At 41.3% G+C, this 13222-nt stretch carries 9 protein-coding genes; 8 read left to right on the top strand and 1 reads right to left on the bottom strand.

All coding sequences use genetic code 11. The features are described from left to right. Window positions 1-56: 56 nt before the first annotated feature. A complete protein-coding gene (locus Q0I54_RS05915; RefSeq protein ID WP_296117242.1) occupies window positions 57-923 on the bottom strand; it encodes an AraC family transcriptional regulator in 867 nt (288 codons plus the stop codon). A gap of 194 nt (window positions 924-1117) precedes the next feature. On the opposite strand from Q0I54_RS05915, the gene Q0I54_RS05920 reads away from it, so the two are divergent. From Q0I54_RS05920 to malQ, 8 genes are all read left to right on the top strand, one after another. Further along, window positions 1118-3376, top strand: coding sequence for a glycogen/starch/alpha-glucan phosphorylase (locus tag Q0I54_RS05920; RefSeq protein ID WP_296117244.1), 2259 nt, complete (start codon window positions 1118-1120; stop codon window positions 3374-3376). A 3-nt stretch (window positions 3377-3379) separates the two neighbouring features. After that, window positions 3380-4912, top strand: coding sequence for a response regulator (locus Q0I54_RS05925; RefSeq protein ID WP_296117246.1), 1533 nt, complete (start codon window positions 3380-3382; stop codon window positions 4910-4912). Further along, a complete protein-coding gene (locus tag Q0I54_RS05930; protein ID WP_296117247.1) occupies window positions 4884-6578 on the top strand; it encodes a sensor histidine kinase in 1695 nt (564 codons plus the stop codon). Before Q0I54_RS05925 ends, Q0I54_RS05930 begins: the two co-directional genes overlap by 29 nt. Beyond that, window positions 6568-8211 (top strand): sugar ABC transporter substrate-binding protein, encoded by a 1644-nt coding sequence (locus Q0I54_RS05935; RefSeq protein ID WP_296117249.1) that lies wholly within the window; start codon window positions 6568-6570, stop codon window positions 8209-8211. The genes Q0I54_RS05930 and Q0I54_RS05935 overlap by 11 nt, the downstream gene beginning before the upstream one ends. 83 nt (window positions 8212-8294) lie before the next feature. Next, the gene (locus tag Q0I54_RS05940) at window positions 8295-9662 is read left to right on the top strand and encodes an ABC transporter substrate-binding protein (protein ID WP_296117250.1); all 1368 of its coding nucleotides are present in this window, start codon (window positions 8295-8297) and stop codon (window positions 9660-9662) included. A gap of 98 nt (window positions 9663-9760) precedes the next feature. Continuing rightward, window positions 9761-10603 carry a carbohydrate ABC transporter permease gene (locus Q0I54_RS05945; protein ID WP_109215100.1) on the top strand — a complete coding sequence of 281 codons (843 nt, stop codon included), beginning with the start codon at window positions 9761-9763 and terminating at the stop codon, window positions 10601-10603. Between the two features lie 86 nt (window positions 10604-10689). Further along, window positions 10690-11481: a carbohydrate ABC transporter permease gene (locus tag Q0I54_RS05950; RefSeq protein WP_353963210.1), complete on the top strand. Its 792-nt coding sequence runs from the start codon at window positions 10690-10692 to the stop codon at window positions 11479-11481. Between the two features lie 123 nt (window positions 11482-11604). Further along, window positions 11605-13083: a 4-alpha-glucanotransferase gene (gene malQ, locus Q0I54_RS05955; RefSeq protein WP_296117253.1), complete on the top strand. Its 1479-nt coding sequence runs from the start codon at window positions 11605-11607 to the stop codon at window positions 13081-13083. Window positions 13084-13222 lie beyond the last annotated feature (139 nt).

The raw sequence follows: 13222 nt of genomic DNA on the forward strand, positions 1-13222 counted from the left end.
GTTACATAAAACGCGTGAAAAACGTCGGATATTTGATAAAAATATCCGGCGTTTTTTTATCTTGCCTGGCGTGGAGTAATGCCATATTTGTCTTTGAACTTCCGATTGAAATAAGAAGCATTTTCAAAACCGGATTTCTGTGCAATCTCCAGGATAGACAGATTTGTTGAAACCAGCAGATTTCTGGCATGTGCCAGCCGGACATCATTCAGATAATGGATATAGCTGATGCCCATATGTGTCTTAAAAAATTTCATGAAGTGTGATTCACTGAAATAACAGGCAGAGGCAATCTGGCAAATGGAAATAGATTCTTCCAAGTGTTCATTTGTGAAAGTGATGATAAATTTCAACTTGTCCAGTGACCGTTGCTGTATGTTGGATAGTTCTTTTTTATCGTCCAGGGACAGAAGCTGGAACATGAACAGAAACAGAGAGCCTTTGAGTGCAAGTTGATATCCGGCAGGTTTTTTGCTGCATAACTGATCCATTGTCCGGATCAGATCATGAATTTTCGGATAGTAGGACAGACGTGGGTGAATGTGGACGACTGTCTGAATTTGCCCTGAGAACAATGGATACAGAAATTTTTCAAAACAGACCTCGTGGTTATCGGAAGAAAGTAATTCCGGGCGAAAAATGATATTTTCATATTCCATTTTCTGACCAGAAATTTCCCTGATGGCATGCAGGTGTTCCGGAAGAACAATAATGATATCTCCGGCTGTGACGTGATAGTGTGTCAGGTCTACAAGAACGGTGCCAGATCCCTTCTGAATGACGATAAGTTCTGCTTCTTCATGCCAGTGAACAGGTACTTCCGTAAAATCATCCGGTATCGTGCACAGATAAGTGTTATAAGGAAACTGATCTTCCGTATGACGTTTTTTTTCGTGGTATTGTTCTGGTTTTGGCTGTTTCATGCTGGACTCCTTTCTGTTTTTGATAGAATTGTACTATAAAAGGATATTATGCTGCAAGAAAAAAATAACGATGCCGTATAAAATATAAGCAGAAACACACGAACAGGAAAAAGTATGATACAATGAATCAAACGGTTCCTGCGTATCAGATTCTTTTGAGAGCACAGACTTTGAGGTCGGGAAGGAATTTTATTATGAAGCTGGAAATGTTAGTATCGAAAAAATTAGGAAAAGCAATTTCAGAAAGCAGTAATCAGGAGATTTACCAGGCACTGATGGCTGTTGTGCAGGATATGGCAGAGCAGAAGGAATCTAATGCAGGGAAAAAGAAAGTATATTATGTATCTGCAGAGTTTTTGATCGGAAAACTTTTGTCTAATAATATGATCAATCTCGGAATATATGAGGATGTCCGCAAAATGCTTGCTGCAAATGGAAAAGATATCTGTGAAATTGAGGAAATCGAGGCAGAGCCATCTCTTGGAAACGGAGGGCTTGGCCGACTGGCAGCCTGTTTTTTGGATTCGATTGCAACACTTGGTTACAATGGAGCCGGTATTGGACTGAATTATCATCTTGGATTATTTCAGCAGAAATTTGCGGATCATATGCAGAAAGAAACAAAAAATCCCTGGATGGATCGAAGTGGCTGGTTAAAACGTACGGATGTCAGCTTCCCGGTGTCTTTTGGAAATATGACATTACAGTCTGTCATGTACGAAATTCTGGTCACCGGATATGGTAACCGTACCAATAAATTACAACTTTTTGATATAGATACTGTGGATGAGAGCATGGTACAGGATGGGATTTCTTTTGATAAAAAAGAAATTGCCAAAAATCTGACCTTATTCCTTTATCCGGATGACAGTGATGAAGACGGTCGCAAGCTTCGTATTTATCAGCAGTATTTCATGGTAAGTAATGGCGCACAGCTGATTTTAAAAGAGTGTGAAGCACGGGGATGTAACCTCTATGATTTGCCGGATTATGCAGTCATCCAGATCAATGATACACATCCGACGATGATCATCCCGGAGCTGATCCGTTTATTAATCGCCCGGGGACTTTCTGTGGATGATGCAATTGATGTGGTAAGCCGCACCTGTGCATATACCAATCATACCATTTTGGCGGAAGCATTGGAAAAGTGGCCACTGCATTATCTGCAGGAAATCGTACCACAGCTGGTGCCAATTATTGAAATTTTAGATGATAAAGTACGGCGGAAATATGCGGATGAAAGTGTGGCTGTCATTGACCGTAACGACGTGGTTCATATGGCACACATCGATATTCATTACGGATTCAGCGTAAATGGCGTTGCAGCTTTACATACAGAAATCCTGAAAGAGACAGAACTTCATAATTTTTATCAGCTTTATCCGGAAAAATTTAACAACAAGACAAACGGAATTACGTTTCGCCGCTGGCTGCTTCATTGTAATCCATTGCTTGTAGATCAGATCACGGAGTGGATTGGTGATGGATACAAAAAAGATGCAGCAGAGTTAAAGAAGTTGGAGAAATTTGTGGAGGATGAAGAGTCACTGCAGAATCTTCTGCAGATAAAAAAAGAAAATAAACATCAACTGGCAGAGTATCTGAAACGGACACAGGGCATAGAACTGAATGAAGATTCTGTGTTTGACATTCAGATTAAACGGCTTCATGAGTATAAACGACAGCAGATGAACGCATTGTATGTGATTTATAAATATCTGGAAATAAAAAGCGGAAAATTACCAAAGACTCCGATCACGGTGATTTTTGGCGCAAAAGCGGCACCGGCTTATGTGATCGCCAAAGATATCATTCATCTGATCCTCTGCCTGCAGGAACTGATCAATCAGGATCCGGAAGTAAGTCCGTATCTGAATGTGGTCATGGTAGAAAATTATAACGTTACATTAGCAGAAAAACTAATCCCGGCATGTGATATTTCGGAACAGATTTCACTTGCATCCAAAGAGGCAAGCGGAACCGGAAATATGAAATTTATGTTGAACGGAGCAGTGACACTTGGAACAGAAGATGGTGCAAATGTGGAAATCCATCAGTTTGTCGGAGATGACAATATCTATATCTTTGGTGCAAAGAGTGATGAAGTAATTGCACATTATGAAAAAAGTGATTACAGACCATCCGATTATTATACAAAAAATCCGTTGATCCAAAAGGCTGTGGAATTTATCACTGGTCCACAGATGATGGAGATTGGAAAGAAAGAAAATTTGGAGCGTTTAAGCAGTGAACTGAAAAATAAAGACTGGTTTATGACATTCCTGGATCTGGAAGATTATATCCGAACAAAAGAACGGGCACTGGAAGATTATACAGACCGCAAAACATGGGCAAAGAAAATGCTGGTGAATATCAGTAATGCAGGGTTCTTTTCTTCTGACCGTACCATCCGGGAATATAATCAGGATATATGGAAATTGGGGGAGTAATGTATGCTGACAATTCTGGTAGTAGATGATGAAAAACTGGAGCGAAAGGGAATTCGTTTTCTGCTGAACCGGCGCAGTGAAGAGATGGAGATTTTGGAGGCCGCCAATGGAAAGGCGGCCTGCGAAATTTTGCAGCGTCGGACAGTGGATATTATGCTGACTGATATAAAAATGCCATTTATGGATGGTATTGAGCTGGTTTCTGTGGCTCACAAATTACAGCCGGATCTGGAAATGGTAATTTTTTCCGGATATGGTGAGTTTGAATATGCGAAAAAGGCAATGGCTTCCGGCGTTTCAAACTATGTGCTCAAGCCGGTGGATCCTGCCGAGTTCGAAAACACGCTGAATCATCTGGTAGAGAAAATTACTGAGCGGAGAAATGAAGCACAGCGCAGTCAGTGGAATCAGGATTCTCTGGAAAATTATTTTCTTTTCAGATACCTTTGTCAGGGAAATGACGATCTGTTAAATAAAATCAGTGGAAAGATCAATATTGACCGTTGGAATCAGATCAGAGGTTTGTTTTTAATTGAGAGTGAAGACAACTTTTTTGAAGAATCAGAAGAAGTTTTTATTCAAAAACTGACAGAATATAGCAAGCAGAAATTATCTTTTTTAAATCTGGCACAGAATCAGGAACTCTGTGTCCTTTTTGGCGTATGTGAGCAGAAAGTTTTTGCAACAGATTTAGCGGAATGGATGAATCACGCGTTTGGGAATCGTTTTTATGTGGCAGTCGGTCAGCCGGTTACGGATCGAAGGGAACTGCCGGATCGTTTTCAGATGCTTGAAAGTCTGATAGAAAATAAATTTTATCAGAAGGAAACAAGAGTATTTATGCCGGATCATGTATCAGAAGATACCGGGAGTGAGCAGTTCCTGGATGAAACGATTAACCGGATGATCGAAAATATCCGAATGGATGATATGACTCATCTGTGGGAACATTTTCGTATTTTGAAAAATGGTATGGGAGAGCTGAGCAGCTATTCGCAGATTTATACGAGATTTTTGTTTTCCAATCTGGTAAAAGAATTTTTTACGCATCAGCATCAGGACAGAAAAAAACTGGAAACAGCGGTTCAGAAGGTATACGAAATGCAGTCTGTGCAGGATGTGATAAATCTTGTGGAAACACTCATCCAGAATATGGAAGAACGTCTGGCAGCCAACAATGATGGTGCCAGAAATGAAGTTGCACAGGCAAAAAGTTATATTTATGAACATTACAGTGAGGATATCAGTGTGGAAAAATTATCCGAACTGGTGTATTTGTCACCGGGATATTTCAGTTATATATTTAAGAAAGAAACCGGGGATACGGTGAGTCGTTTTATTCGGAATTACCGGATGGAGCAGGCAAAAAAACTGCTTTCCGATACCTCTATGAAGATTGTGCAGATATGTAAAGAAACTGGTTTTTCAAATGTATCTTATTTTTGTAAAAATTTCCGTGAGTATTGTGGATGTAGTCCAGAACAGTATCGAAAGGGTGGAATGACAGATGCGCAGACTGAAACAGTTCTTTCATAAACTATCCATTCGAAAAAAGATGCTGACAATCCTGTGTCTTGTCGGCATGGTTCCGGTTTTTGTATTGGGCATTTCACTTGGATTCAATTCCTATCGCACAGTGCTCAAGTACAGGGAAAAAGATATGACGAATACATTGCAGCAGGCCTGTGGGATTGTAGATTATCAGATGTATACCTGCCAGCAGATGATGAATTATTTCGTATACAACCAGGATGTCATCAATTTTCTGGAGTGTGATCCGACAAAGAAGACACAGCGTTATGAACTCTATCAGGAAGTATCAAATACCATCGGTGCGTTGAAGTATCAGAATCTGATCATGGAATCTGTTACCATCTATTCCGAGGGCATTCAGCAGTCTTTCGGAAATGAAACGCATCCGCTGGAGGATCTGTATGAAGAGTCCTGGTATCGAGATGAAATCAGGGATAAGGAATGGGTATTTGATGAAAGTACATTAGACCTGATTTCAATATACAAAATTCCAAGTTATTCCGGAATTGAAAGTTATGTGGCAGTACGCACGGATATTCCGACATTATTTGAATCGTTAAACCAGCTTGCAGTGGATCAGTATGGTGTTCATGTGCAGACGCAGAACGATGAAATATGGAATTTTTCCGGGAAAAAATGTACAGATAAAAATGGAATATATGTAAGTTTTACAGAGAATAAAAAGGATTATTTATGGGTACAGCAGGATCTGAATCAGATGGATGCGACAGTTACTTATTTTCAAAAGAAATCCAACTTAAGTCCATTTTCCGGAAGAGCGTTTCTTATGATCGCTGTGCAGGTAGGAGCCTGTCTGGTCTGCATTATTCTGCTGGGAAGAAGATTTGCAAAATATTTATCCAGACCATTAGAAGAACTGACAGAAGAAATCCAGTCTATGGATGAAACAAACATTCAGGCAACACTTCACAGCAACCGTGAGGACGAGGTAGGAATCCTGATCAACAGTTATAACCATATGATGCAGCGGATCCAGGAACTGATCTGGGAAAACTATGAAACGCAGATTGCCCGGAAAGAATTTGAAATGAAAGCACTGCAGGCTCAGATCAATCCGCATTTTTTGTATAATTCCCTGTCGATGATCAACTGGAAGGCAATTGAGGCCGGAGAAGAGGAAATCAGTCAGGTGACGCTTGCGCTTTCTGCATTTTACCGGACAACTTTAAATAAAGGAAGAACATGGATCAGCCTGCGGCTGGCACTTCAGAACATTCAGGCTTATGTACAGCTGCAACTCTGGATGCATGATAATGATTTTAAAGTGCATTATGATGTAGATGAAAAATTGCTGGATTATGAACTTCCGTCACTTATTTTCCAGCCATTTGTAGAAAATGCGTTAGAGCATGGCCTTGATATTAAGGAGGATCCGGATCATCAGATCTGGTTCCGTATCTGGGAGGAGACAGGTTCCGGGGTGATTTATGTCAGCATCCGTGACAATGGCGTTGGGATGGATGCAGATACGCTTGCACATGTTCTGGAATATCATGCTTTGGGATATGGTGTCAAAAACGTAAACGACAGAATGAAACTGAGCTTCGGGGAAGCTTATAGCATTCAGATCAAAAGCGAACTTGGAAAAGGTACTGAGGTGTTATTGCATTTTCCAAAGGTACAGAAGGGAGAGGACAATGAGTCATAGCAAAAGAAGAGCACAGGCTATTGTTATCGGAATGATGTGTGTACTTCTCGGTGTGGCATCATTTGAAATTAACCGTGATGTGGCAAAACAGAAAGCGGAGGAAAAGGTAGCCAGATCCTGGGAGAAAGCGGAGAAATCACCACTGATACCCTATCCGGAGACAGTGACCTATACACTGGCTAAAATGACTGCTTCCGGTAATTCCGGTATGCCGGATGGCGATACTTATGAGGACAATGCTTATACACGATATTTGAAAAAAACACTTAATGTACAAAATGAAGACGTCATGGAAGTATCAGGGGATGAAAATTATTATCTGTATATCCAGCGGATGATTGCTGAAAATACTCTGCCGGATGTGATGCTGGTATCTGGTCCGGAGGACGTAGAAAAACTGGCAGAGTATGGCATGATTGAAGATTTATCAGATGCTTATCAGGAGGCAACTTCCAGTATGATCAAATCCATGTACAGCAGTTATGGAAAAGAATTACTGGAATCTGTGACCATTGATGGAAAATTGATGGCACTTCCTTCCACGCAGGTTTATTATGGATGCAACCTCTTCTGGGTGAGGGAAGACTGGAGAAAAGCGCTTGGACTTCCGGAACCTTCGACGCTTGCTGATGTGGAGCAGATTATACAGGCATTTCGGGAAAATGATCCGGGAGGACATGGAAATATCGGATTGCCATGTATGGCAACACTGTATGGGGACGGTTCTTCGAATTTTTCTGTGGATCCTGTTTTTTCCGTATTTCATGCCTATCCGGGAATATGGCTGCAGGATAGTGATGACGGTTATGTCTATGGATCATTAACGGAAGAGACACGGCAGGCACTGGAATATCTTCATGGATGGTATGAAAATGGTATTCTGGATCAGGATTATATGATGCGGACAACGGGAGAAATCGGAGAACTGATACGTGATAACCGCTGTGGAGCCTTTTTTGGCTGGTGGTGGGCACCGAATAATCCGCTGATAGAAGCGGTGGAGGCAAATCCGGAGGCAGAGTGGAAACCATATGTGATCACGGATGAGCATGGTGAAGTTCATTCTTACATATATGGAAAAACATCTCCCTGTATTGTGGTGCGAAAAGGATATGAGCATCCGGAGATCGTCATGAAGATTATGACCGCACTTTTTGACAATGCGCGATACCGTCACGATGGAAGTGAAGAAATTGATCTGTACCAGAAACGCGGGGTGGACACCACGGCACGTCCTCTTGTGGCAAACTGTGATTTCAGCAATGCTGTGTTTACAACGACAGATCATATCTGGCTGGCCTTGCATTATCCGCGTCAGACAGATTCTATGAATTCCCTGGAATCCGCTTATTATGACAGCTGTCGCAGATTCCTTGATGGAGACAGGGATCCTGTTTACTGGGCTGCTTATGCCTCACGAATCCAGGCAGTACGGCTGATTGAAGATGCAGATGTGTCTTATGTCAATAAAGACTATGTACCGTATTCGCATCGGGAGTTACCACAGGATATGACAGATATGGAGACACTGGCTTTTATGAAGATTATTACAGGAGAAGAACCAGTATCTTATTTTGATATTTTTACAGAATCGTGGAAAAAGAACATGATTCTTGAAAATCTTTTGTATTAAAAAGGACTCTCTTTCTATAAAATTATAAGTATCAAAGAGGTACGCACTTGATACGATAATGAAAAGGAAAGAGGGTATTTTTTATGAAAATGAAAAAATTTTTGGCAGTGTGTCTGTCCGCATTGACAGTAACCGGAATGTTAGCAGGCTGTGGTGGAGCGAAAGGCGGAGATACTTCTTCCGCAGGAGCTGAGAAAGCAGGAAGCAGTGCAGAAGGTTCTGTATATTACCTGAATTTCAAACCGGAGATTGCAGATCAGTGGGAAGAAATTGCAGCAAAATATACTGAGGAGACAGGTGTTCCGGTAAAAGTAAAGACAGCAGCATCTAATCAGTATGAGCAGACACTGAAATCAGAGATGGCTAAAAGTGATGCACCTACCTTATTCCAGATTAACGGACCGGTTGGATATCAGTCCTGGAAAGAGTATTGTGCAGATCTGAAAGATACTGATTTTTACAATATGCTGGTAGATAAAGACCTTGCAATCACAGAAGGAGATGGCGTATACGGCATTCCGTTTGCAGAAGAAGGATACGGCATCATCTATAATAAAGAAATCATGGATAAGTATTTTGCACTTCCGGGCGCAAAAGCAACATCCATGGATGACATCAAAAACTTTGATACATTAAAGGCAGTTGTAGAAGATATGACAGCGCACAAAGATGATCTTGGTATTGATGGTGTATTTGCTTCCACATCCTTTGCACCAGGTGAAGACTGGAGATGGCAGACACATCTGATGAATCTTCCGATTTACTATGAGTACAAAGATGCAGATGTAAAAGATGAGGATGAAATTACTTTCAAATATAATGAGAACTTTAAAAACATTTTCGATCTGTATCTGAACAACTCAACGGTTGAGCCTACAATGGTTGGTTCCAAGACAGTAGATGATTCTATGTCAGAGTTTGCATTAGGAAAAGCAGCTATGGTTCAGAACGGTAACTGGGCATGGTCTCAGATCAGCAAAGTAAGTGGTAACGTAGTAAAAGAAGAAAACGTGAAATTTATGCCGATCTATACAGGTGTAGAAGGCGAAGAGACACAGGGACTGTGCATCGGTACAGAAAACTACATGTGTGTAAACAGCAATGCATCTGAGGCAGATCAGAAAGCATCTCTGGATTTCCTGAAATGGGTGTTCAGTTCTGATGAAGGAAAAGAGATGGTAACAAATGATCTTCAGTTTATTACACCGTTCAGCACATTTGGCGATGATGAGATTTCTTCTGACCCGTTAGCACAGGAAGTAGTAAGATACATGAAGGATGATTCCCTTACAACTGTACCGTGGAACTTTACAACATTCCCAAGCCAGACATTCAAAGATGATTATGGCGCATCTCTTCTTGAGTATGCAAATGGCAATAAAGAATGGGATGCTGTAGTATCAGATACAGTAGATGAGTGGGCATCTGAGAAAGAAGCAACAGCTGAGTAGTGTAGTACATAGAATTCTCAAAGGGCAGGAGGCGGTCATCGGTCGCCTCCTCTTCTGCTTTAGGAAGAAAAACATTGTATCCGTAGGGAGGGAGATTTATGCAAAAGACATATAAAAAATATTTTGCTCTTTTTGTATTACCTACATTGATTGCATTTACCCTGTTTTTTATCATTCCATTTATTATGGGAATCGTGCTTTCGTTCTGTAAATTTACGACAGTTACAAATGCACACTGGGTTGGAATTGCAAACTATGTAAAGGCATTTTCAAACAAAGATTTTATTAATGCATTGTTATTTACCGTGAAATTTACGGTTGTGTCTGTAATTACAATTAATGTAATTTCTTTTGCCCTGGCATATGGACTGACACGGGGATTAAAAGGAACCAATATTTTTCGAACCATTTTCTTTATGCCAAACCTTATCGGAGGAATTGTACTTGGCTATATCTGGCAATTGCTGATCAACGGCGTGCTGGCACATTTTAATGTAACAATCACAGCAGACCCGAAATATGGTTTCTGGGGCATGGTCATTCTGACAAACTGGCAGTTGATCGGATATATGATGATCATTTACATTGCCGGTATTCAAAATATACCGACAGAATTGATTGAGGCAGCTGAAATTGATGGTGCCAATAAATTCCAGACATTGTACAAGATTATTATTCCGATGACAATGCCATCTGTTACCATCTGTCTGTTCCTGACACTTACGAACTGCTTCAAACTGTTCGATCAGAACCTGGCATTAACAGCAGGCGGACCGGCAAAGAAAACCGCAATGCTGGCATACGATATTTATACGACATTCTACAACAGGAACGGCTGGGAAGGTGTCGGTCAGGCAAAAGCGGTTATTTTCTTTATTATCGTAGCAGCAATCTCACTGACACAGTTATACTTCACAAGACGTAAGGAGGTTGAGAACTAATGCTGAAAAAGAGAAAACAAAACAAAAATGAGATCATTGAAAATCCGGCAGTATCAAAAGGTACCGGTATTGTGATCACGATTGTGATGACACTTTTAGCTGTGGCTTTCCTGTTCCCGATTTTCCTTGTATTGATGAATTCTTTTAAAAACAAACTTTATATCAGTGATGCACCGTTCGCATTGCCAAATTCGGATACTTTTTCCGGAATGTACAATTATGTGAACGGTATTCAGAAAACAGGACTGCTGGTAGCAGCCGGAAGATCTGCTTTTATTACTATCTGCTCTGTAATCGTAATCGTGCTTTTGACTTCTATGGCTGCATGGTGGATTACAAGAGTTACATGCAAATTATCCACAGTATTGTATTATCTGTTTGTATTTGCAATGATCGTTCCATTCCAGATGGTTATGTTTACACTGTCTAAAGTGACAGATTTTCTTCACCTTGGCAATATGTTTGGTATCATACCGGTTTACCTGGGATTTGGTGCCGGGTTGTCGCTGTTTATGTTCTGTGGATTTATCAAGGCGATTCCGATTTCTCTGGAAGAAGCTGCAATGATCGATGGCTGTACACCGGTTCAGACTTATTTTAAAGTAATAGTCCCGATGCTCCGCCCAACCATGATCACAGTTGCAATCTTAAATGCGATGTGGATCTGGAACGACTACCTGCTTCCGACGCTGGTACTTGACAGTGAAAAGCCAACCATTCCAATGGCAGTTCAGTATCTGCGCGGTGGCTATGGTTCCATTGATATGGGCGCAATGATGGCAATGCTTGTACTTGCAATTTTACCGATCATTGTATTTTATCTGACCTGTCAGAAATATATTATCAAAGGCGTAGCTGCAGGAGCAGTCAAAGGTTAACAAACGCTCAAAAGTCCTTTTTGTTACAGCAGTGCAGCAAAAAGGGCTTTTTATTTGACAGGAAATTACTCGAATTTCCTAATATTGAAAAGAATAAATGTGTAGAACGCGAGGATATAAACTATGAGAACAAGTGGAATTCTGATGCCGGTATTTTCTCTTCCATCCGAATATGGAATAGGATGCTTTTCAAAAGAGGCTTATCAATTTGTAGATTTTTTAAAAGAGTCAGGCCAAAAAAACTGGCAGGTACTGCCTCTTGGACAGACAAGCTATGGGGATTCCCCGTATCAGTCTTTTTCATCTTTTGCCGGAAATCCGTATTTTATCGATCTGGAGCAGCTTGTGGAGCAACAGCTTTTGACGAAAGAGGAGTGTGACAGTTTGGATTTCGGGAAGAATCCGGAATCCATTGATTATGCAAAGCTTTATCAGAACCGATATAAAATTTTGCGCATGGCGTGCAATCGTTTTCTGAAGCAACCGTCAGATGATTTTTGGACTTTTTGTCAGGAAAATGACTGGTGGCTTGGAAATTATGCATTGTTCATGGTAATAAAAAATATGCATAAAGGAGCAAGCTGGCTGCAATGGGAAGAAAAATATAAGAGACGGGATTTTGCAGCTCTGGATCAGGTATGGCATGGGCAGCATGATGAAATACAGTTTTACCAGTTTCAGCAGTATCTGTTTTTCTGCCAATGGAAAAAACTGCATGCGTATGCGGCGCAGGCGGGCATTCAGATTATTGGGGACATTCCGATTTATGTGGCACTGGACAGTGCAGATGCCTGGGCAGAACCGCAGCTGTTTCAATTTGATGAGGAACTGAAGCCTGCCGCTGTGGCGGGATGCCCGCCGGACGCATTTTCCGCGACCGGACAGTTATGGGGCAATCCGCTGTATCGCTGGGAGTATCACCGCCAGACCGGTTATGCGTGGTGGATTCGGAGAATCGCACAGTGTCTGAAATTATATGACTGTGTCCGCATTGATCACTTTCGCGGATTTGATGAATATTACAGTATTCCGGCAGGGGATGAGACGGCAGAACACGGACACTGGGAGCCGGGGCCGGGCATGAGTCTGATGCAGGTTTTAAAAGATGCGCTGGGCGATGTAAATGTAATTGCAGAAGATCTGGGATTTTTAACTGATAGTGTACGTCAGTTGTTGCATGACTCGGGTTTCCCGGGAATGAAAGTGATCCAGTTTGCTTTTGACTCCAGGGAAGAGAGTGATTATCTCCCACATAATTATGAGAAAAACTGTGTAGTGTATACAGGAACACATGATAATGATACCCTCTGCGGCTGGTATAAAGTTTTAGATCCGGATGATCTGAAATTATCGCAGAAATATATGAACAATGCAAATACACCAAAGACACAAATTCATTGGGATTTTATCCGTCTGGCACTGGCGAGTGTGGCAGACTTGTGCATTATCCCATTGCAGGATTACCTTGGACTTGGAAGTGAGACAAGGATCAATACACCATCTACGCTTGGAAATAACTGGCGTTGGAGAATGAAATCCGGATGCCTGACAAAAGATCTTGCAGAGCAGATCAAAGAGATGACAAAATTATATGGACGATAAGAAACTGCCCTTCGGGGCAGTTTTTTATTTGATAGGAAATTACGATGAATTTCCTATCAAACAAAAGCACTTCGTGCAAACGATGCGCACTCGCACGAGAAGAAATTATTGCTTCGCAAGCGTGCTCGGCGCGGGCAAG

The sequence above is a fragment of the uncultured Eubacterium sp. genome (assembly GCF_934295145.1).
Classification (GTDB): Bacteria; Bacillota; Clostridia; order Lachnospirales; family Lachnospiraceae; genus Eubacterium_I.

What these genes read in the sequence shown, in the direction of transcription:
- Q0I54_RS05915 (WP_296117242.1), bottom strand. Translation starts at nt 923, where the DNA reads ATGAAACAGCCAAAACCAGAACAATACCACGAAAAAAAACGTCATACG.
- Q0I54_RS05920 (WP_296117244.1), top strand. Translation starts at nt 1,118, where the DNA reads ATGAAGCTGGAAATGTTAGTATCGAAAAAATTAGGAAAAGCAATTTCA.
- Q0I54_RS05925 (WP_296117246.1), top strand. Translation starts at nt 3,380, where the DNA reads ATGCTGACAATTCTGGTAGTAGATGATGAAAAACTGGAGCGAAAGGGA.
- Q0I54_RS05930 (WP_296117247.1), top strand. Translation starts at nt 4,884, where the DNA reads ATGCGCAGACTGAAACAGTTCTTTCATAAACTATCCATTCGAAAAAAG.
- Q0I54_RS05935 (WP_296117249.1), top strand. Translation starts at nt 6,568, where the DNA reads ATGAGTCATAGCAAAAGAAGAGCACAGGCTATTGTTATCGGAATGATG.
- Q0I54_RS05940 (WP_296117250.1), top strand. Translation starts at nt 8,295, where the DNA reads ATGAAAATGAAAAAATTTTTGGCAGTGTGTCTGTCCGCATTGACAGTA.
- Q0I54_RS05945 (WP_109215100.1), top strand. Translation starts at nt 9,761, where the DNA reads ATGCAAAAGACATATAAAAAATATTTTGCTCTTTTTGTATTACCTACA.
- Q0I54_RS05950 (WP_353963210.1), top strand. Translation starts at nt 10,690, where the DNA reads ATGACACTTTTAGCTGTGGCTTTCCTGTTCCCGATTTTCCTTGTATTG.
- malQ (WP_296117253.1), top strand. Translation starts at nt 11,605, where the DNA reads ATGAGAACAAGTGGAATTCTGATGCCGGTATTTTCTCTTCCATCCGAA.